The organism is Streptomyces sp. NPDC096193 (genome assembly GCF_040302905.1).
Classification (GTDB): Bacteria; Actinomycetota; Actinomycetes; order Streptomycetales; family Streptomycetaceae; genus Streptomyces.
Genome location: NZ_JBEOSJ010000004.1, coordinates 63,542 through 80,507, shown reverse-complemented (window position 1 = coordinate 80,507; position 16,966 = coordinate 63,542). Strand labels below are relative to the sequence as shown.

Here is a 16,966-nt window from a genome sequence, read left to right as displayed (position 1 = left end):
ACTGAGGGTTACGGACGCAAGGCGGGTATTCGGAAATTTCTCCCGCAAGTGACTCACAGCGGCCGTTAACGCCGCCGGACACTGGGCACTCGTACATCGTCACCGCGGAGTAGCGGACACATCAGCGGATTCGAATCAGAGCCAGTAACCCACAGACAGGAGGTGTGGTCATGACGACGGCCCGGGAGATCATGACCGGCGGTGCGGAGTGCATCGGCGCGGAGGAAAGTGTGCTGCAGGCGGCGCGGAAGATGACAGACCTCGGTGTTGGCGCCCTGCCGATCTGCGGCACCGACAACAGGCTGAAGGGTGTCCTGACCGACCGGGACATCGTCGTGAAGGTTCTTGGCGCCGGCAAGGACCCGGCCGACTGCAAGGCCGGCGAGCTTGCTCAGGGCGAGGCCGTGACGATCGGAGCGGACGACGACGCGGAGGAGATTCTCCGCACCATGACGGAGCACAAGGTCCGTCGTCTGCCTGTCATCGATGGACACGACCTGGTCGGCATGGTGGCCCTGGCCGACGTCGCTCGCGCCCTGCCCGACCCGAAGGTCGGAGACCTGGTGGCGGCGCTCTCGACCGACTGATGCCCTGACGGCACCGCACGAGCCCGGCCGCCATGCGGCCGGGCCCTCGTGCGGTGCGGAGGAGGCCAGGCGCCACGCGGATTCATCCGAAGCTTCGACCGCAGAGCGGGGCCGCGGTTGCCGAGCCGGGTGGGCATCCGTCCGTGTCCCCACACTCCCGACCATCCACCGTGATATATCGGCAGTAAAGCGAAGATCGAGATCGAAAGGCTGAGAATCGTGACGGACGTGTCGAGCAAAGGGTCCGCTCCCGACGATGACCGCGAGGTCCTCACGAATCGGCAGGGCCATACGGTATACGACAACCAGAATCAGCGCACGGTGGGGGCGCGGGGCCCGGCAACGCTGGAGAACTACCAGTTCCTGGAGAAGATCAGCCACTTCGACCGGGAGCGCATTCCGGAGCGTGTGGTTCACGCGCGCGGAGTGACCGCCTATGGATTCTTCGAGGCGTACGGTTCCTGGGGTGATGAGCCCATCGGCAGGTTCACCCGCGCGAAGTTGTTCCAGGAACGTGGGAAGCGGACTGATCTCGCTGTTCGCTTCTCCACCGTGATCGGTGGTCGTGACTCGTCGGAAGCCGCTCGCGACCCGCGGGGCTTCGCCGTGAAGTTCTACACCGAAGACGGCAATTGGGACCTGGTCGGCAACAACCTGGGCGTGTTCTTCATCCGGGACGCGATCAAGTTCCCCGACGTGATCCACGCGCTGAAGCCGGACCCCGTGACCTTCGAGCAGCAGCCGCGACGCATCTTCGACTTCATGTCGCAGACGCCGGAGTCCATGCACATGCTCGTCAACCTGTTCAGTCCGCGAGGGATCCCGTCGGACTACCGCCACATGCAGGGCTTTGGTGTCAACACCTACAAGTGGGTCAACGACGAGGGAAACACCGTCCTCGTCAAGTACCACTGGATGCCCAAGCAGGGCGTGCGCAGCATGACCGAAGAAGACGCCGCCAATGTCCAGGCCCAAGGGCTCGGTCACGCTACCAAGGACTTGTACGAAGCGGTCGGGCGCGGTGACTTTCCGGAATGGGAACTCCTGGTCCAGATGATGGAGGACCACGACCACCCGGAACTCGACTTCGATCCGCTGGACGACACCAAGACCTGGCCGGAACAGGATTTCCCGCCCAAGCCGGTCGGCAGGATGGTCCTGGACCGGATGCCGGAGAACTTCTTCGCCGAAAACGAGCAGATTTCGTTCGGCACGGGCGTCCTGGTGGACGGCCTGGACTTCTCCGACGACAAGATGCTGGTCGGACGCACCTTCTCCTACAGCGACACGCAGCGGTACCGCGTGGGTCCCAACTACCTGCAACTGCCCGTGAACCACGCGAAGAACGCCGATGTACGCACCAACCAGCGCGACGGCCTGATGACCTATCACGTGGACGGAGCCGGGGAGAACCCCGGCGTCAACTACGAGCCGTCGATCACCGGCGGCCTGCGGGAAGGCCAGTACCCCACACACGACGAGCAGGGGCCGGAGATCCGGGGAAGGCTCACCCGGAAGAGGCTTCCGCGCACCAACGACTATCAGCAGGCGGGCCAGCGCTACTTGCTGATGGAGCAGTGGGAGCGTGACGACCTGGTGAACAATTTCGTCACCCTGCTGGGCCAGTGCGATCGGCCGGTGCAGGAGCGTATGGTGTGGCATTTCCTGCTGGTCGAGAACGAGCTCGGACGCAAGGTCGGTGAGGGGCTCGGCATCGCCCCGCAGGACGTTGCGGGACTTGAGCCCCTGGCGAGTCAGGACCTGACCGAAGAGGACCGCAAGCGGCTGTCGAACCTGGGCGAGAACCCACCGCGGGAGGTCACCGGCCTCACGATGACGCACTGCGTGCCCAATACGCGGCACGTCGTGACCCGCTGAATCCGAAGACGCCCGATGTGAGCCTTCGGGAGGCTGCCCGGTCCTCCCGAAGTGCTCGCTCGGCCGGCGGTCGAGTACGGTTCGGCACCAGCGGCGTCCGCCAATGATCCCCGCGAGGCACGCAGGCGTGGGATCCTGGAAGGGATCGAACAGCCTGGTTCTGTCGATTTGAGGCTTCGGGCGGCTACCGCGTGAGTGGTCCGTCAACGGTATGCGTCGCACGCCCGTCGCGGCTTTGGACGTTGGACTTCGCGCGGATCCCGCGCGCCGGGCAGCGAAACGGCTGCTCAGGGCTGCAACCCCACTCGCTTTGGGGGAGCCCATGACGAAGCCGCTCACCATTCACACCCAGGTTCTGGGCAGTACCGTCCTGGTGACTCTGTGCGGAACATTCCTGACTGCGGACAGCTCGGAGCTTCGGGCGGCATTGTCCGGTCTCCCGCCAGGTATCCGGACGGTTGTCTTGGATGTCGAGTACATGAGGGACATGAGCGGTGACGCGATCTTCTTCGGCTTGATCCATGACTTCGCCGTGGTCCGCGCCGCCTACCTCGTCACCATTGGTCTGAAGGTGTACAAGCGTTCTGGCCCAGCCCTTGAGCACGCGCACTTCGTTCCGTCGGCAATGGCTGGTGAACGAGAGCACGAGGCGCCGGAGGCGTTCCGCCGTCGGTTGAACGCACGTTCGCTCGCCCAGCAAGCTGCGGGAATCCGAGTCGCTCGGTGAGACTGTCACCCCTGCGAGGGCTGAAGGGCAGCCGCGTCGTCGGTTCGGGCCCGTCCGCCTTCCTGCCGGGCTGCAGCCGCGGCGGGCGGGGATCACGGTCGGTCATTGTCGGGGAGAATACGGTGGCGAAGGGGGGAGAATGGGGACTGTGTCGGTGTTGCCGGAGGTGATCACCCGTGAGTTCCGCTCACCCGGAAGAGGATGACGAACGCGACCTTCCTCCCTCTCTCACTGCCGACGATGCCATGAGGCGCCTCGCGCACGTTCTGGGTGACGCAGTCGCGGAAGGTGAGGGCGACCACGTCCCGGCCCGGCTGTGCAGTGCTTGCGTGGATCTCCTCGACATCACCGGGGCCTCCCTCTCGCTGTCAGGCGGCACTGATGCACAGACGCTGTGGTGGTCCAGCGATCCAGTGGCCAGCAGGTTGGCCGAAGCGCAGTACACCCTCGGCGACGGCCCGTGCCGCAGCGCGCTGCGACTCGTGGCGCCGGTCCTGGCCGCCGACCTGACGCAAGGCCAGGACATGCGGCGATGGCCCGTTTTCGCCGGCCAAGCGGTGGATCTGGGTGTTCGGGCAGTCTTCTCGCTCCCCCTGGGCAGCACGGCCGTGGCCATCGGCACTCTCGATCTGTATCGCGACAGGCCCGGCCCGCTGAGTGAGCAGGATCTGGCCTTCGCCCATCCTGTGGCCGAGGCCATCGCCGGAGCGCTGCTTGCCCTGCAGACAGCCTCGGCAGCGACGGACGCGCCCGGGATGGCGTCCTGGCTCGACGCTGCCGAGAGCGACCACGAAGAGGTGCACCATGCGACAGGCATGCTGATGATCCACTTGAACCTGGAGCCGCAGCAGGCCCTTGCCCGGCTGAGAGCTCATGCCTTCGGCGCCGGGAAGAACGTCACCGACGTGGCGCGCGACGTCGTCAGCGGGAAGCTCAGGTTTCATGACTAGGCCCGCAATCCGGATCGGTCTGCAGCAGGGAAACGGTGAACCGGCATGAGTCGCGAACAGCGCATCATCGAGGCGTTCGTCAGCCTCACCGACACGTTCGGCGACGAGGTTGATCCTCTGGTTCTCGTGCACCGTCTGGTCGAGACCTCGGTGCAGCTGACTGCTGCCGACGCCGCAGGCGTCATGCTCGGCACCGCTCGTGGACAGTTGCGCAGCGTAGCGGTGTCGGACCACCGCGCAGGTTTGCTCGAGTTGTTCCAGAACCAGACCGACCAGGGGCCGTGCATCGACTGCTGGCGCACCGGAGAACGCTTGAGTGCTCCGGACTTTTCCCGGCGCCAAAACGAATGGCCCTACTTTGTGCCCCTCGCCCGTGCTGCCGGTTTCGAAGGGGCGTACGCGATTCCCCTCCGCATCCGCCGCCGGACTGTAGGCGCGTTGAATCTGCTGACGTCCGCACCGGCGCCTTTGCCGGCTGAAGAACTGGACCTGATGCAGGCCCTGGGCGACGTCACGGTCACGGCGCTGATGCAATGGAACGGGGATCCGCTGCGGCCGGAGGACATCCTGACCCGGACCCAGGCAGCAGTCTCCGCCAAGGCCACGGTCGATATGGCTGCCGGCATGATCGCAGCCAGTGCCGGTCTGTCCGTCCCACGGGCGGCCATGGCACTGCATGACTACAGCCATCAGCACAGCCGGCGCCCCACGGACGTGGCAAGGGCGCTCATCAGCCGAGAAATGCCTGCCGCCTCGGTACTGGCGGCCAGCGGGCAGAGCGACTGAGAGCGGGCGTCACCGCCGCACGCTCACAGCATCAGAATCAGCGCGTACGCGAGGAAGAAGGCCGCGATGAGGCCGACGACCACGAGGATCGCGATCAGTGGACCCTTGGCCCACCCACGGGGCGGATCCTGACGGGGGCCGGCGCCGGATGCGGTACTCGCCTCGGCCGGCGGGGTCTCACCCGGAGGGACGGACCCTCCGGGATCGAGACCAGGGGTGGTACGGGGGTCGGGATCAGGGGTTTGTGCACTCATATGTGGCGAGTGCCCCCGGACAGGTGTCTCAACAGTCGGAGCCGACGGCGAGTGGACCTGCCGTGTGTGGCGTGCTGCGCCGCGTTCGGGACGAGGGTCAGGGCCGTGGCCGTACCGTGTTGTTGGTGGGCGGCTCGCCGGACAGAGCGGTCAGTAAGTCGGCACACAAGTCCCGCATTTTGATGTTGCGATGCTGCGAAGCGGACCGCAGGAGCGCGAAGGCCTCGTCCGCGGTGCATTGCTGCTGGCCCATGATCACCCCGATCGCCTGATCGATGACCGTGCGTGATTCGAGGGCACTCTGCAGGTCGTGCGTGAACTCCTGCACATCGGCGATGCGCTGCGCGAGGGCCACACCGCCGGTTGCCTGAGCTGCCAAGGACCGAAGGACCTGAAGGTCGACGGTGCCGAACGCGTGCGGCCGGGATGCGTAGAAGTTGAGCGCGCCCGCCGTGTCGGTGTGCTAGGCGATGGGCAGTGACAGTGAGGAAAGCGTTCCGATCCGAACGCCGAACGCCGGGTAGTCGCCCCAGCGCTTCTCGTTGCGCATGTCCGGCACGCTGACTTCCTCTCCCTCGCGAAGGGCCTGCAGACACGGGCCGTCGTCCTGGCCGTACTGCTTCTCGTCAAGTCGGGACGCGCTCAATCCGGCGCTGACCACAGTCACCGGCCGCCCCGTGCGCAGCAGCGTCACTCCACAGCCCTGGGACTGCGAGGCCGCCAATCCGGCTTCCGCGACCGATTGCAGAAAGGTGTCGAGCGAGCCGGTGTCCAGCAGGAGATCCATGACGGAAGGAAAGGTTCGAGGCCGGTCGACCTTGGCGGTGTCCCTTCGGGGCAGCCGAGTCCGTTCCCTCGGCTCGTGGCAGTGCCACCGGGGACCACGGAAACCCCGGCCGTAGCCGTATCTCCAGCGCTTGCGACCGTCCCGCCACACGGACACAGCGGTGATGACGGCCGACTTCCACTATGCCTCGCCCAGTGCACGTATTGGGCCGATGCGCAACCTCAGTTCGTGCCGTTGCCAGAACCCGTCTGCGGGTCAGGCCGCGTTCGCCGAGATCCGCGTCGATGCTCTCGCGCGGGCGTGGCAGTCGCGTGGCGATCTCAAGGACATGTTCGTGTTTTGCCTGCTCCTGCTCGGCGCGGAACTGGGGGTGGTAGAGGTACTGGCGGCGCCCCGCCGAGTCTGTTCCCACCGCCTGCAGATGGCCGTTGGGACTCGGGCAGATCCACACGTCCCGCCAGGCGGAGGAATGACGAGCGCCTTGATGCGGCTCAGCTGCGCGGGATCGTTCATCGCACGTCCCGAGGCGTCGAAGTAGCGGAACCCGCGTCCCTGGCGTCTGCGGACATAGCCGGGGTCCGTGGGCCTGGTATGACGCAATCGCAACTGCTCCTCCTCCGCCCCCGAGGTCACTCGGCACCTGCGTGGCTCGCGCAAGTCAGCGGGTTTCCTGCGCAGACAGGCCGCAAACAACCCCTCGACACCCTGGGTTCCTCTGTCGCGCACGGGGCGGTGGCTGACAGTCCTCCGTGGGCCTTCGACACGTCCGAGGCCTTCATCAGGATGTCTGGCGGCAGCCGCCCGAGGACCGCGTTTGCCCCAGTGCCCACGGGTACCCGGTGGCCATGAACGACATCAAGCCTCTGGCCCTCGTCACGGGTGCCTCGAGCGGCATTGGTTTCGAGCTGGCCAAGCAATTCGCCGAGAACAACCACAACCTCCTGCTGACCGCCGAGGACAACGAGCTGCATCAGGCGGCGGACGAGATCCGCGCCCACGGAGCACAGGTCGAGACCGTTCAGGTCGACCTTGCGGAGCCCGGCGGCGTGGACCGGCTGTACGCCGCCGTCACCGCCATGGGCCGGCCGGTCGCAGCCGCCGCGCTCAACGCCGGTGTGGGGAAGGGCGGCCCGTTCATCGAGACGGAACTGGCCGATGAGATCCGTCTCATCGACCTCAACATCACCGCGACGGTCGCCCTGGCGAAGCGTCTCCTGCCGGACATGGTCGCGCGCGACGAGGGGAAGGTGCTGTTCACCTCCTCGATCGCCTCGACCGTGCCCGGCTCCTTCCAGGCCGTGTACAACGCGTCGAAGTCCTTCATCCAGTCCTTCGCCGAAGCGTTGCAGAACGAGCTGAAGGACACCGACCTGACCATCACCTCGCTGATGCCCGGCGCCACGGAGACAGAGTTCTTCCGGCGCGCCGGCATGGAGGACACCAAGATCGGACAGCAGGAGAAGGACGACCCTGCCAAGGTCGCCAAGGACGGCTTCGAGGCGCTCATGGGCGGCAAGAAGAAGATCGTGGGCGGCTCGGTCAAGACGAAGGTGCAGGGCATCGCGAACAAGGTCCTCCCGGACAGCGTGAAGGCTGCCGCCCACCGGAAGATGGCGGAGCCGGGCTCGGCGGGCGACGGGAACACGTCCGGGAAGCAGTGAGCCGAAAACAGTGAGCAGCAGTGAGCCGAAAGCAGGAGCCGAAGCAGTGAGTCGAAAGCAGTGAGGATGACGCGCCCGCGAAGCACTGATCCCGAGAGGTTGTGAAGTGACAGCCGGTACGCCGACCGACCGCACGGCGGTCCGCCGGACGGAGGCCGTGGTGGCGGCGGAGGGCAGCGTGCTGCGGCGCTCCGTCGAGTGGTTCCGGCGAGCCCGCGACGGAGCCGGCGAAGAGCGGCACGTCCTGCTGACGATCGGTAAGAGCGCGCTGGCGGCCACCGTCGCGTGGGTGCTGGCGAAGGACGTCCTGCACGCGAGTTCCCCGGCGTTCGCGCCGTTCTCGGCCGTCCTGCTCATGCAGGTGACCATCTATCGGTCACTCGCCCAGGCGCTGCGATACGTGGCAGCTGTCACGGCGGGCGTACTGGTGCAGGCGGCGCTCGCCTTCCTCGCCGGTCCGAACCTGCTGACCTTCGTCCTGGTGGCTCTGATCGCGCTGACCATCGGCCGTTGGCCCGCACTCGGTTCGCAGGGCAGCCAGGTCGCCACGGCGGCGTTCTTCGCGTTCGCCACTTTCACCACGGCGGGCGACGAGCGCGACACGGCCGTTCAGGTCGGACAGATCATTTTGCTGGTGCTCCTCGGATCCGGCGTGGCGGTCGTCGTCAACAGCACGATCGCGCCGCCCCTGCGCTACCGCAGCGCCGAGTACGGTATCCGCCTTCTGGCGGACGCCATGAGCGATCTCCTGGATGACATGGCGCCCGTGCTCGACCGCGGCGAGGCCGAACGGGAGGAGACGACGCGCTGGCGCCTGCGTGCCGAGGGCATCGGCGACAGCATCGACCGGGCCCGGACGGACTTGCGGACCGCTGAGGAGAGTCTGCTGTACAACCCGTTGCGCCTCTTCGGCCGCCGCCGGAACCGGGCGCGCGCCCGGTCCTCCTTTCACGGGTACGCCGCCGTCCTGGCGGCATTGGAGCGCGCCCTGTATCAGCTGGCGTCCCTGATTCGCAGTCTGGACCGGTGGCAACAGGAGGAGCACGACTACAGCTATGGGCCCTTCCTGGAGCGATACGGGTCTTTCCTGAACGCGCTCGCGGAGATCACCCGCATCCTCGGGCAGCTCGACGAAGACGCTCTGGGCCGGCAGGCGAAGCAGCTGCACGGTCTCGTCGACCAGGCGGAAGGCTGCCGACGCGAAGTGGCCGAGGAGGCCGAACGCCAGGCTCTTCCGCTGATGGACCCGGCGCGCCCCTACGGTGTGCTCGTGGTCGAGGCAACCCGCCTGATGGAGGAGCTGCGGCACACCACGGACGTCCTGCTGGAGTACGCGGAGAAGTGAGGCTCCGCCGCACGCGCGCACGCAGCGCCGATACCAGGAACGGCGTTTGATGCGTACCGCGACGGGCATCCGGCGGGCGAACCGAACTCGCGCAGGGAGAGATAGCGATGTCGAACCCGCAGCAGCCCGAACAGCGGCGCGACGACAAGGGCGGGGCAACACCCCAGGACAGCGCCGAACTCAAAGCCCGACAGGCCTCGGCCTCGCCCGGTCCCGGCGGGCACGCCCACGGGACGGACAAGGACGGCAGTAAGGGTGGCGGCCCCGGTGGCGGTACGCCGCCCGAGGAGCGCCCCGCTCACCCGTGACCTGCCATCCGTAAGCGCCGGAAGTCGAGTGACGCAGCATTCCGGTCTCCGCATCGCCCGGTACAGGCCGCCGGCCCGCCCGTCAGCCTCCTGCCCTCGTACGGATGCGGGCCGTGTGCGCCGCCACCACGCTGAGAGCGATACGAACGGCCCAGAAGCCAGTGCTGCCGGGTCACTCACGTCTCACAGGAGGACAGACATCATGCCTGCTGGATCGAGTCCCAAGCGGGAGCGTCAGTACGAGCACATCAAGGAGGGCGCAGAGAAGCGCGGAACCTCCACCGGGCGGGCCAAGGAGATCGCGGCCCGGACGGTGAACAAGGAGCGGGCCCGCTCCGGCGAGTCCAAGACGGCGAGCAAGACCTCCACGCGCGACAGCAAGTCCGCCTCCCAGCGCGGCGGTGAACGCTCGCACAGTGGCTCGCAGGGCCCGACGCGCGACCAGTTGTACGAGGAGGCCAAGAAGCGCAACGTCGAGGGCCGCTCCTCGATGAACAAGCAGCAACTGCGCAAGGCGCTCGGCCGCTGAACGCGAGCCGATCGCGGAGGTGCTCCTCGCGCACATGTCGCTGAGCCGTCATCACGACGCGCCCGGGCCGGCGGCGGAACGGGCGCGTTCGACGAGAGGTGAACCGTGGACGCTTCCGTGGACCGGATCGCGCACCCCTGGGGCGGTCGCACCCCGTACGACCGTCACGGCGCATGGCCGGTCCGGGCGGACGTCCACCTGGCCGCAGGGGTCGAGGAAAGCGAGGTGCAGCGCTGGGTGCGCAGCGCCTCACTGCTGCACTCCGATGGCGACGCCATGGACATCGCCGTCCGGGACGGCAGCATCGTCGGCGTCCGCGGACGTGCCGGCGACCGCGTCAACCGCGGCCGGCTCGGGCCCAAGGACCTGTTCGGATGGCAGGCCAACGCCTCAGGTGACCGGCTGCGGCGACCGCTCGTGCGCGAGGGCGACCGGCTCGTGGAAACCGACTGGGCCACCGCGATGAGCCGTGTGGTGGAACGCTCCAAAGGCCTGCTGAGCCGGCGCGGGCCGGGTGCCATCGGCTTCTACACCAGTGGCCAGCTCTTTCTCGAGGAGTACTACACGCTGGCGGTGCTCGCCCGCGCGGGCATCGGCACCAACCACCTCGACGGCAACACCCGCCTGTGCACGGCCACCGCCGCCGAAGCGCTGAAGGAGTCGTTCGGCAGTGACGGGCAGCCGGGCAGCTATGACGACATCGACCACGCCGATGTCATCGCGCTGTTCGGCCACAACATCGCCGAAACCCAGCCGGTCCAGTGGATGCGCGTCCTCGACAGGCTGGAAGGGACAGACCCGCCCCGGCTGGTCTGTGTGGATCCTCGGCCCACGGCCGTCGCCCGCAACGCAGAGGTCCACCTGGCGCCCAGGCCGGGCACCAACGTGGCGCTGCTCAATGCGCTGTTGCACGAGATCATCCGCACCGACCGCGTCGATCACGACTTCGTGGAAGCGCACACCGTCGGTTTCGACGCGCTGGCCCACGGAGTACGGGATTGCACGCCGAGGTGGGCCGCCGCCGTCTGCGACGTGCCCGAAGGCCGTATCGCCGCCGCCGCGGAGATTCTGGGCGGCGCCGACCGGCTGCTCTCGACGGTCCTCCAGGGCGTCTACCAGTCCCACCAGGCCAGTGCCGCTGCCGTACAGGTGAACAATCTCCACCTTCTTCGCGGCATGCTGGGACGTCCCGGGGCCGGCGTCCTGCAGATGAACGGACAGCCGACCGCACAGAACACCCGCGAGTGCGGCGCCAACGGCGACCTGCCCGGCTTCCGTAACTGGCAGAACGACGAACACGTGGCCGACCTGGCGAGGGTGTGGAACGTGGAGCCGGAGGCGATCGCGTACTACGCGCCGCCCACCCATGCCATGCAGATGTTCCGCCACGCCGAGCAGGGCAGGCTGGGCATGCTGTGGATCAGCGGTACGAATCCGGCCGTCTCGTTGCCCGAACTCTCCCGGGTCCGCGCGATTCTCGAACGGGAAAGCCTGTTCGTCGTGTCGCAGGACTTGTTCCTCACCGAGACCGCACAGCTCGCGGATGTCGTGCTGCCGGCCGCCACCTGGGGTGAGAAGACCGGCACCTTCACCAATGCCGACCGTACGGTCCATCTCTCCGAGAAGGCCGTGGAGCCACCTGGCCAGGCCCGCCCCGACCTGGACATCTTCCTCGCTTACGCGGCGGCCATGGACTTCCGGGACAAGGACGGCGGCCCTCTCGTCAGCTGGAACGACCCGGAGTCGGCGTTCGAGGCGTGGAAGCGGTGCAGCGCCGGCCGGCCGTGCGACTACACCGGCCTCAGCTACGACAAGCTGCGGGGCGCGAGCGGCATCCAGTGGCCCTGCACCGCTGAAGCTCCGGACGGCACGGAACGGCTCTACGCCGACGGCATCACCTGGGCCGCCCCCGACGTCTGCGAGACGTACGGGAAGGACCTCGTGACCGGTGCCGCGTACGCCGGGACGGACTACCGCTCCTACAACCCCGGCGGCAAGGCGATGATCCGGGCCGCCGAGTATCTGCCGCCGCACGAAGAGCCGAACGAGGACTACCCGTTCCAGCTGACCACGGGACGGACGATCTACCACTTCCACACCCGCACGAAGACCGGGCGCGCGCCCCAGCTGAACGCAGCGGCACCCGATGTGTGGGTCGAAGCCGCTGTCGAAGACGCTGCTTCGCTCGGCCTCGCGGAAGGAGACCTGGTCGACGTCACCACCCCGCGCGGCACCGTACGGGGAGACTGCGGGTCACCTCGATCCGCGCGGGCCTGCTCTTCGTACCGTTCCACTACGGCTACTGGGACACGCCCTCCGGGCACGGCCCCGATGAGGGAGTCCCGGGACGGGCCGCCAACGAGACGACCGTGACCGACTGGGACCCCGTCTCCAAGCAGCCGCTGTTCAAGACGGCGGCCGCCTCGCTCAGCCTCGTCGAACGCGGGGGAGGAGCACAGTCCCCGGCCCCGACCGTCGGCGCCTCTGCCCCGGCGGGGCCCGGAGCGAAAGCCGTCGCCGTCACGTCGGGAGGACCACGGGCCCACGCCTCACAGTCGACGGGCGGGCAGGCGGCGGGCCACGAACCCGCCCCCTCGCAGGGAGGCCCCGAATGAGCGGCGTCGCAGAGACTCTGTGGGCGCTACGCCTCGGCGAGGACACGCTGGCCCGCGAACTCATGGCGATGGTGGAACGGCACCCGGCCGAGCACGAAGTGGTCCATGTGGGACGCGATCTCGCCCGCTGGTCACAGGAGAACGCAGAGGCGGTCGCCGACGCGAGTGGGCGGTACGGGGTGACCGGCCGGGGCGAACGGCACGACGTCAGCGCCGGCTCTCTTCGGGACCTGAGCGACATCACTGCTCCCGCCGGCAGCGACGAGGGAGCCCTCCTGCTGCAAGGGCTCGGACACCTGCACCTGCGCGCCTCCGAGAACTCGCTGTACTGGGAGATGCTGGCACAGGCCGCGCAAGCACTCCGGGACGGAGCGCTCCTCGACCTGGCCTCGGCGTGCCACTCCCGCAGCCTGCGCCAGATGCGCTGGACGAACACGATGATCAAGAACCTCTCGCCGCAACTGCTCACCGTTGCCGCGGAGACGGCCTGATCACGCGTGTACGAAGCAGGAACCCCTCCGCAGTCAGAAACCCCTCCACAGCAACGTGTGTCGCGGGGTGAGGCCGCCGCGTCTTGGTGTTGCGGACCGCGCGTGGTCGGCCGGTCGACGCGGGCGGGGCGGTATCGCGTCGGTCGGCCGGGTGAATCCTGGTGCCTCCGTTTTCGGCGGGGCGGGGGCGGGGCAAGCGAAGAACGTGCTTCGGACAGGAGGCACGTCCTGGGAGCGGCATGCCGCACCGGACGCGCCACGCTGTGCGTCCGGAAAACGCAACGAGACTCAACTCCCTGGCAGCGATTGCGCGCGCAAGGAATCGAGTGTCTCCATGCATGCCCAGAACCAGGGCTCCGGCGATCCGGACACCGCGCCGACCGGAGACCCGTCCCCACGAGGCTGACCACCGTGCTGATGAGAATCGAGACGCCGCCACACTTCACCTGATCGCAGCCGCCATGGTCATAAACCCGGACGTGGGGGATAGGGCATGGTTCGATCTACGGCCTGCGGGTACCAGCAGGCTTCCGCCAGACCGTGCTCTGCCGCTGTAACCCTGCTGCTAGGAGCTGTTATGAGTGAGAAGAACCCGCTGAAAGCCGCCGCCGACAAGGCCGCCGATGTTCTGGGCGCCCACAGCGGCCCCGAGGAAGGCATCCCGGGCAAGCCGGCACCCGTCTCGCCCCCGGTCGGCGAGCCGACCGATCCGCAGGGCCCGCTGCCGCCCAAGCCCGACCAGAGCGGCCCGACACCGATGAGCCCCACCGGTCAGGACATCGATGCCACCCAGGCGGACATGGCGCAGGGCGGTTCGTACCTGACGACCGCCCAGGGAGCGCGGCTGTACGACACCGATCACTCCCTGAAGGCCGGCCCGCGCGGCCCGGTCCTCATCCAGGACCACCACCTGCGCGAGAAGATCACCCACTTCGACCACGAGCGCATTCCGGAGCGCGTGGTCCACGCCCGGGGAGCGGCCGCACACGGCATTTTCCAGGCGTACGGTACGGCCGCGAGCGTCACCAAGGCGGCATTCCTCGCCAAGGACGTCGAGACACCGGTGTTCGTGCGTTTCTCCACCGTCCTCGGTTCGCGCGGTTCGGCGGACACCGTGCGCGACACCCGCGGCTTCGCGACGAAGTTCTACACCGAGGAGGGAGTCTTCGACCTCGTCGGCAACAACATCCCCGTGTTCTTCATCCAGGACGCGATCAAATTCCCGGACATCATCCACGCCGGGAAGCCCCACCCCGACCGGGAGATCCCGCAGGCGCAGAGCGCGCACGACACGTTCTGGGACTTCGTCAGCCTGCACACCGAGGCGACTCACCACACGCTGTGGAACATGTCCGACCGCGGCATCCCGCGTTCGTACCGGACCATGGAGGGCTTCGGGGTCCACACGTTCCGGCTGGTCGATGCCAAGGGTGGGACCACCCTGGTGAAGTTTCACTGGAAGCCGAAGCTCGGCGTGCACTCCCTCGTCTGGGAGGAGGCCCAGCTCATCAACGGCATGGACCCGGACTTCCACCGCAGGGACCTCGCGGACGCGATCGAGGCGGGCGCGTACCCCCAGTGGGAGCTGGGCATCCAGACGTTCCCGGACACAGCGGACCAGACGTTCGAGGGCATCGACCTGCTCGACCCGACGAAGATCGTCCCGGAGGAACTGGCGCCAGTGCAGCCGGTCGGACTCCTCACGCTCAACGCCAATCCGTCGAACTTCTTCGCCGAGACGGAGCAGGTCGCCTTCCACGTGGGCCACCTCGTCCCGGGTATCGACGTGACCGACGATCCGCTGCTGGCCGGTCGGCTCTTCTCGTACCTGGACACCCAGATCACCCGGCTCGGCGGGCCCAACTTCGGGCAGCTGCCCATCAACCGGACCCACGCCCCGGTCAACGACATGCTGCGGGACGGCATGCACCAGACGGCCGTCCACCGCGGCGTCGCGCCCTACCGGCCGAACTCGCTCGACGGCGGCTGCCCGTTCCAGGCGGGCGCGGACAACGGTGCATACGTCGAGACGCCCGTCCGGGTCCCCGAAGCGAGCAAGGTCCGGGAAGCGCCCGCCTCGTTCGCCGACCACTTCAGCCAGCCACGGCTCTTCTGGCTCAGCATGACCCCGGTCGAACGCGAGCACATCATCGCCGCCTACACCTTCGAGCTGGGGAAGTGTTACGAGCAGTCGATCAAGGAAAGGGCCCTGCGGGCGCTCGCCAACATCGACACCGAGTTGTGCGAGCAGGTCGCCACCGGCCTCGGACTTCCTGCCCCCAAGGCGACGGAGCCGCTGTCCTCCCCGGAGCCGAGTCCGGCGCTGTCCCAACTGGGTCAGGTCTGGCCGACGGACGGCAGGATCATCGGCATCGTCGCGGGCCCGTCCGGTGACCTGGACGGCGTGCGCACCGTGCGCCGGGCCGTCCTCGAAGGGGGGATGGTACCGCTGGTGATCGCCCCGGCCGGAGGCGTGCTCGACGCGGACGGGGACCCGATCACCGTCCAGCGGACCTACGCCACCGCCAGGTCGGTGGAATTCGACGCTCTGCTGGTGGCGGGCGTGCCGGGCCGGGGCGCCGATGCGTACGGAGCACGTGACGCGAAGGCCGGGACCGCTGCCCCGACCGATGGAGCCGGCGGAGACCCGCGGGTGTCGCTGATGCTCGCGGAGGCGTTCCGGCACGGGAAGGCCATCGGCGGTTGGCAGAGCGGTGTGGCGGAACTGGAGCGGGCGGGTGTGCCCACCTCCGCGCCGGGCGTCGTGACGGGTGACCGGGGCGCCGACGTACTGGAGGAGATCGTTGGACTGCTCGGCGCCCACCGGGTGTGGGAGCGGTTTCCGGCCGCCGGCTGAGTGATCGCGAGCCGGCTCATCGGCGGGGCCTCGCAACCGAGGTCCCGCCGATGAGCGGTGCGCGAGACGGGTGCGGGCGTCAGCGACGGCAGCAGGGCGAGATCCCGCGGCAGGATCACCGCAGATCCGGGTCTGCGGGTTCGACCGGAACAGAGGACGGAGGCCCGGCCACGAGCTCGGCCCCCTCTGCCGCCTGCTCCGTGACTGTGGCGGATGCGTGCGCATGTCGGTGACAGGTGGGGGTATTCGCTGCCCTGGTATTGGTGTGTTGGTGGCGGAGGAGGCGCTCATCATGCTGATGGCTCACCCGGTGGTGCTGCAGAATCTGGTCGAGGAGTACGAGGCGCTGCGGGCGCTGCATGCGGAGAAGAGCAGTCCGGACGTTCAGCGGCGGATGGAAGACGTGGCCTACACACTGTGCGTGTCCACCGGAACCCGCGATGTCGAGGCCGCCTTGATCGCCGCCCGACGCCGGCTTCCGGAAACCCGTCCCGAGGAGCAGCCGCTCCTCGATGTCGGCTGATCCACCGGTCCGGTGGCGTCGTCCGGTCCTGCGCCGCGCGACGCCACCGGGCCCGGGGGACTGCTGATCGTCCAGCGCGGCACGTGTGTGACCTGCGAGGTCACCGCGCGAGTGGAAGCATGCAGGACATGAGTAACACGGCAGTCGTCGTGATCGACATGATCAACACCTACGACCATCCGGATGCGCGGACGCTTCTACCGTCCGCGCAGAAGGCGGTCCCTGCGATGGTGCGGCTGATCGAGCGGGCCAGGGAGCGCGACGTCCCGGTCATCTACGTCAACGACAACTTCGGTGAGTGGCGCTCGCACCACGGCGAGATTCTGGAGACGGCGCTGGCCGGCCCGCACGCGGATCTGGTCGAGCCCCTTCGGCCCACCGAGGATTCACTGTTCGTGGTCAAGGCACGGCACTCGATCTTCTACGAGACTCCGTTGGCCTATCTGCTGAGCCGGCTCGATGTCGGGCGCATCGTTCTGTGCGGGCAGGTCACGGAGCAGTGCGTGCTGTATTCGGCGCTGGACGCGCACATCCGGCACCTGCGGGTGACGATCCCCGCTGACGCGGTGGCGCACATTCATGCGGACCTCGCCGACGCGGCGCTGACGATGATGGAGCGGAACATGGGCGCGGACATCCGCGAAGCAGACTCCATCACCTTCTAGGAC

The 16,966-nt window shown here is 67.9% G+C and carries 14 protein-coding genes and 3 pseudogenes; 14 read left to right on the top strand and 3 right to left on the bottom strand.

Annotation, left to right across the window (positions count from 1 at the left end; translation table 11 throughout):
• The first annotated feature begins 170 nt into the window (after positions 1-170).
• From ABTX78_RS08095 to ABTX78_RS08075, 5 genes are all read left to right on the top strand, one after another.
• Positions 171-587: a CBS domain-containing protein gene (locus ABTX78_RS08095; RefSeq protein ID WP_352205962.1), complete on the top strand. Its 417-nt coding sequence runs from the start codon at positions 171-173 to the stop codon at positions 585-587.
• Between the two features lie 219 nt (positions 588-806).
• Complete coding sequence (locus tag ABTX78_RS08090; protein ID WP_352205961.1) at positions 807-2,465, top strand: catalase; 1,659 nt, start codon at positions 807-809, stop codon at positions 2,463-2,465.
• Positions 2,466-2,787: 322 nt separating this feature from the next.
• Complete coding sequence (locus ABTX78_RS08085; protein WP_352205960.1) at positions 2,788-3,192, top strand: hypothetical protein; 405 nt, start codon at positions 2,788-2,790, stop codon at positions 3,190-3,192.
• A 245-nt stretch (positions 3,193-3,437) separates the two neighbouring features.
• On the top strand, positions 3,438-4,142 hold the full coding sequence (locus ABTX78_RS08080; RefSeq protein WP_352206283.1) for a GAF and ANTAR domain-containing protein: 705 nt from the start codon (positions 3,438-3,440) through the stop codon (positions 4,140-4,142).
• 45 nt (positions 4,143-4,187) lie between these two features.
• Positions 4,188-4,928 (top strand): GAF and ANTAR domain-containing protein, encoded by a 741-nt coding sequence (locus tag ABTX78_RS08075; protein ID WP_352205959.1) that lies wholly within the window; start codon positions 4,188-4,190, stop codon positions 4,926-4,928.
• A gap of 23 nt (positions 4,929-4,951) precedes the next feature.
• Here the strand turns inward: ABTX78_RS08075 and ABTX78_RS08070 are convergent, their stop codons facing one another.
• The 3 genes and pseudogenes from ABTX78_RS08070 to ABTX78_RS08060 form a co-directional block, all read right to left on the bottom strand.
• Positions 4,952-5,182, bottom strand: a complete 231-nt coding sequence (locus ABTX78_RS08070) for a DUF6480 family protein (RefSeq protein WP_352205958.1) — start codon at positions 5,180-5,182, stop codon at positions 4,952-4,954.
• 97 nt (positions 5,183-5,279) lie between these two features.
• Positions 5,280-5,969: pseudogene (locus tag ABTX78_RS08065) on the bottom strand (GAF and ANTAR domain-containing protein).
• A 229-nt stretch (positions 5,970-6,198) separates the two neighbouring features.
• Positions 6,199-6,575: pseudogene (locus tag ABTX78_RS08060) on the bottom strand (DNA topoisomerase IB-related protein); the annotation flags it as partial.
• 239 nt (positions 6,576-6,814) lie between these two features.
• On the opposite strand from ABTX78_RS08060, the gene ABTX78_RS08055 reads away from it, so the two are divergent.
• The 9 genes and pseudogenes from ABTX78_RS08055 (at position 6,815) to ABTX78_RS08015 (ending at position 16,963) form a co-directional block, all read left to right on the top strand.
• Positions 6,815-7,630 (top strand): SDR family NAD(P)-dependent oxidoreductase, encoded by an 816-nt coding sequence (locus ABTX78_RS08055; RefSeq protein WP_352205957.1) that lies wholly within the window; start codon positions 6,815-6,817, stop codon positions 7,628-7,630.
• Positions 7,631-7,736: 106 nt separating this feature from the next.
• A complete protein-coding gene (locus tag ABTX78_RS08050; RefSeq protein WP_352205956.1) occupies positions 7,737-8,975 on the top strand; it encodes an FUSC family protein in 1,239 nt (412 codons plus the stop codon).
• Positions 8,976-9,082: 107 nt separating this feature from the next.
• A complete protein-coding gene (locus ABTX78_RS08045) occupies positions 9,083-9,283 on the top strand; it encodes a hypothetical protein (protein ID WP_352205955.1) in 201 nt (66 codons plus the stop codon).
• Positions 9,284-9,485: 202 nt separating this feature from the next.
• A complete protein-coding gene (locus tag ABTX78_RS08040) occupies positions 9,486-9,812 on the top strand; it encodes a plasmid stabilization protein (protein ID WP_352205954.1) in 327 nt (108 codons plus the stop codon).
• A gap of 105 nt (positions 9,813-9,917) precedes the next feature.
• Positions 9,918-12,427 (top strand): annotated as a pseudogene (locus tag ABTX78_RS08035) (molybdopterin oxidoreductase family protein).
• Positions 12,424-12,918 (top strand): hypothetical protein, encoded by a 495-nt coding sequence (locus tag ABTX78_RS08030; protein ID WP_352205953.1) that lies wholly within the window; start codon positions 12,424-12,426, stop codon positions 12,916-12,918. The pseudogene ABTX78_RS08035 and the gene ABTX78_RS08030 overlap by 4 nt, the downstream one beginning before the upstream one ends.
• Positions 12,919-13,495: 577 nt before the next feature.
• Positions 13,496-15,775 carry a catalase gene (locus tag ABTX78_RS08025; protein ID WP_352205952.1) on the top strand — a complete coding sequence of 760 codons (2,280 nt, stop codon included), beginning with the start codon at positions 13,496-13,498 and terminating at the stop codon, positions 15,773-15,775.
• Positions 15,776-16,067: 292 nt separating this feature from the next.
• Entirely contained in the window at positions 16,068-16,298 is a 231-nt protein-coding gene (locus tag ABTX78_RS08020; protein WP_352205951.1) for a DUF5133 domain-containing protein, read from the top strand.
• 128 nt (positions 16,299-16,426) lie between these two features.
• A complete protein-coding gene (locus ABTX78_RS08015) occupies positions 16,427-16,963 on the top strand; it encodes a cysteine hydrolase family protein (RefSeq protein WP_352205950.1) in 537 nt (178 codons plus the stop codon).
• Positions 16,964-16,966: the final 3 nt, after the last annotated feature.

Bases quoted from the DNA above. Each gene is read 5' to 3' on its own strand.
- ABTX78_RS08095 (WP_352205962.1), top strand. From the start codon at position 171: ATGACGACGGCCCGGGAGATCATGACCGGCGGTGCGGAGTGCATCGGC.
- ABTX78_RS08085 (WP_352205960.1), top strand. From the start codon at position 2,788: ATGACGAAGCCGCTCACCATTCACACCCAGGTTCTGGGCAGTACCGTC.
- ABTX78_RS08080 (WP_352206283.1), top strand. From the start codon at position 3,438: ATGAGGCGCCTCGCGCACGTTCTGGGTGACGCAGTCGCGGAAGGTGAG.
- ABTX78_RS08075 (WP_352205959.1), top strand. From the start codon at position 4,188: ATGAGTCGCGAACAGCGCATCATCGAGGCGTTCGTCAGCCTCACCGAC.
- ABTX78_RS08070 (WP_352205958.1), bottom strand. From the start codon at position 5,182: ATGAGTGCACAAACCCCTGATCCCGACCCCCGTACCACCCCTGGTCTC.
- ABTX78_RS08055 (WP_352205957.1), top strand. From the start codon at position 6,815: ATGAACGACATCAAGCCTCTGGCCCTCGTCACGGGTGCCTCGAGCGGC.
- ABTX78_RS08045 (WP_352205955.1), top strand. From the start codon at position 9,083: ATGTCGAACCCGCAGCAGCCCGAACAGCGGCGCGACGACAAGGGCGGG.
- ABTX78_RS08040 (WP_352205954.1), top strand. From the start codon at position 9,486: ATGCCTGCTGGATCGAGTCCCAAGCGGGAGCGTCAGTACGAGCACATC.
- ABTX78_RS08030 (WP_352205953.1), top strand. From the start codon at position 12,424: ATGAGCGGCGTCGCAGAGACTCTGTGGGCGCTACGCCTCGGCGAGGAC.
- ABTX78_RS08025 (WP_352205952.1), top strand. From the start codon at position 13,496: ATGAGTGAGAAGAACCCGCTGAAAGCCGCCGCCGACAAGGCCGCCGAT.
- ABTX78_RS08020 (WP_352205951.1), top strand. From the start codon at position 16,068: ATGCTGATGGCTCACCCGGTGGTGCTGCAGAATCTGGTCGAGGAGTAC.
- ABTX78_RS08015 (WP_352205950.1), top strand. From the start codon at position 16,427: ATGAGTAACACGGCAGTCGTCGTGATCGACATGATCAACACCTACGAC.